This is a genomic window from Halomonas urmiana (assembly GCF_005780185.1).
Taxonomy (GTDB): Bacteria; Pseudomonadota; Gammaproteobacteria; order Pseudomonadales; family Halomonadaceae; genus Halomonas; species Halomonas urmiana.
This window is the reverse complement of the sequence record NZ_VBUI01000064.1, coordinates 1-2,212: the sequence shown is the minus strand read 5'-3', so window position 1 is coordinate 2,212 and position 2,212 is coordinate 1. Positions and strand designations below refer to the sequence as shown.

Sequence of the window (2,212 nt, the reverse complement as noted above, 5' to 3'; positions counted from 1 at the left end):
CTGGAAGCTGGAAGCTGGAAGCTGGAAGCTGGAAGCTGGAAGCTGGAAGCTGGAAGCTGGAAGCTGGAAGCTGGAAGACAGCATGAGCCCGGCGACTGCGGGGTCAAGGGTTTTCTTCCAGCTTCAAGCTTACGGCTTATAGCTCCGGGCGAAGCCCGGCTCTTCCAGGCGCGAAGCGCCGCTCTTCAAGCTCGACACTTGATCCACGACACATCAACCGGAACGCCCCCTTCGTGACCCTAGCCAAGCTGTTTGCCCTGATCCAGTACCCTCTGCCCCACCACCTGCTCTCACGACTGGTGGGCCGGCTCGCCGACTGCCAACAGCCCTGGCTGAAGAACGCCCTGATCCAGGCCTTCATCCGCCAGTTCAAGGTCGACATGAATGAGGCCGCCGAGCCCGACCCGACGGCCTACGCGACCTTCAACGACTTCTTCACCCGGGCACTGGAGGACGACGCCCGCCCGCTGGGCGAGGGCGTGATCTCCCCCGCCGACGGCACCCTCTCGCAGTTCGGCCCCATCGAGGCCGGCCAGCTGATCCAGGCCAAGGGCCACCGCTTCTCGGCCATGGAGCTGCTCGGCGGCGACGGCGAGGCGGCCAGGCGCTACCTGGGCGGCAGCTTCGCCACCGTCTACCTGTCGCCGAGCGACTACCATCGAGTGCACATGCCCATCGGCGGCACCCTGACCGAGATGGTCTACGTGCCGGGGCGCCTCTTCTCGGTGAACGCCGCCACCACTCACCACGTGCCCAACCTCTTCGCCCGCAACGAGCGGCTGGTGTGTCACTTCGACACCGAGCACGGCCCCATGGTGGTGGTGCTGGTGGGCGCGATGATCGTCGCCGCCATCGAGACGGTGTGGTCGGGGCAGATCACCCCCCTACCCCGTGGCGACGTGCAGCGCATCCGCTTCGACACTCCGGTGCGTCTGGAGAAGGGCGAGGAGATGGGGCGCTTCAAGCTCGGCTCCACCGTGGTGATGGGCTTCGCCGAGAAGCTGGACTTCGACGGCCTCGCGCCCGAGCAGAAGGTGCGCATGGGCGAGCGTCTCGGCGAGTTCGACTGAACCGAGGATTACCCCCTCGCGTCGCGCGCCTCAGGCGCGAGGGGTGGCGAAGGCCATCACCTCGGCGACACTCTGCTTGCCCAGCGCCAGCTGAATTAGCCGGTCGAGCCCCAGCGCCACACCGCTGCCGGCCGGCAGGCCACTCTCCAATGCCGCCAGCAGGCGCTCGTCCACCGCCACCTCGGCAAGCCCGAGGGCGCGCCGGGCGGCGTTGTCCTCGGTGAAGCGCACGCGCTGCTCCGCGGCGTCGGTGAGCTCGTCGTAGCCGTTGGCCAGCTCGAGCCCGCCGAGGTAGAGCTCGAAGCGCGAGGCGACCCGCGCACCGTCCTCGGGGTCGCGATGATGACGCGCCAGGGCGGCCTGGCTAGCGGGGTAGTCGACCACCGCGTCGAGGCCGTCGCGCCCCAGCTCCGGCTCGATGACGAAGCTCATCAGCAGGTCCAGGCAGCCGTCGCGATCGCTGTCGGCCATCGACAGCCCGCCCCGCTCGCCGGCCAGCCGGCGCAGCGCTTCCAGGGATTCCGTGAAGGGGTCGATACCCAGCGCCTCGCGGAAGAGCTCGCGGTAGCGGCGGTGGCGCAGCGGCCCGGGGTCGCGGCCGAGCACCCGCGCCACCAGCGCGGCGCTCTCCTCGATCAGCGCCGCGAGGCCGAGGCCCGGGCGGTACCACTCCAGCATGGTGAACTCGAGGTTGTGGCGCCGCCCCACCTCGCCGTCGCGAAAGCTGCGCGCCAGCTGGAAGATCGGCCCGCTGCCGGCGGCCAGAAGGCGCTTCATGGCGAACTCGGGCGAGGTCTGCAGCCACAGCCGTTCACGGCCGACCGGGGTGACCGCCTCGGCCGAGAGGGAGGCCAGGTGCACCTCGGTGCTGCCGCCGTGGCCGAGCACCGGGGTCTCCACCTCGAGTACATCGCGCTCGGCGAAGAAGGCGCGCACCTCGGCGAGCAGGCGTGCCCGTTCGCGCAGGGTCACAATCGTCGCCGTGGGGCGCCAATCAATCGACATCGTGTTCTTCTCCAGAAACGACGAAGGCCACGCCTTAATCAGCGTGGCCATCAAAGCCTCGAGCTGGAAGCTGGAAGCTGGAAGCTGGAAGCTGGAAGCTGGAAGCTGGAAGCTGGAAGCTGGAAGCTGGAAGCTGG

The 2,212-nt window shown here is 68.7% G+C and carries 2 protein-coding genes; one reads left to right on the top strand and one right to left on the bottom strand.

Annotation, left to right across the window (positions count from 1 at the left end; translation table 11 throughout):
* Nucleotides 1-233: 233 nt before the first annotated feature.
* Nucleotides 234-1,070, top strand: coding sequence for an archaetidylserine decarboxylase (asd, locus tag FEI13_RS18750; RefSeq protein ID WP_138183007.1), 837 nt, complete (start codon nt 234-236; stop codon nt 1,068-1,070).
* Nucleotides 1,071-1,100: 30 nt separating this feature from the next.
* On the opposite strand, the gene epmA is transcribed toward asd, so the two are convergent.
* Nucleotides 1,101-2,075, bottom strand: coding sequence for an EF-P lysine aminoacylase EpmA (gene epmA / locus FEI13_RS18745; RefSeq protein WP_138183006.1), 975 nt, complete (start codon nt 2,073-2,075; stop codon nt 1,101-1,103).
* Nucleotides 2,076-2,212 lie beyond the last annotated feature (137 nt).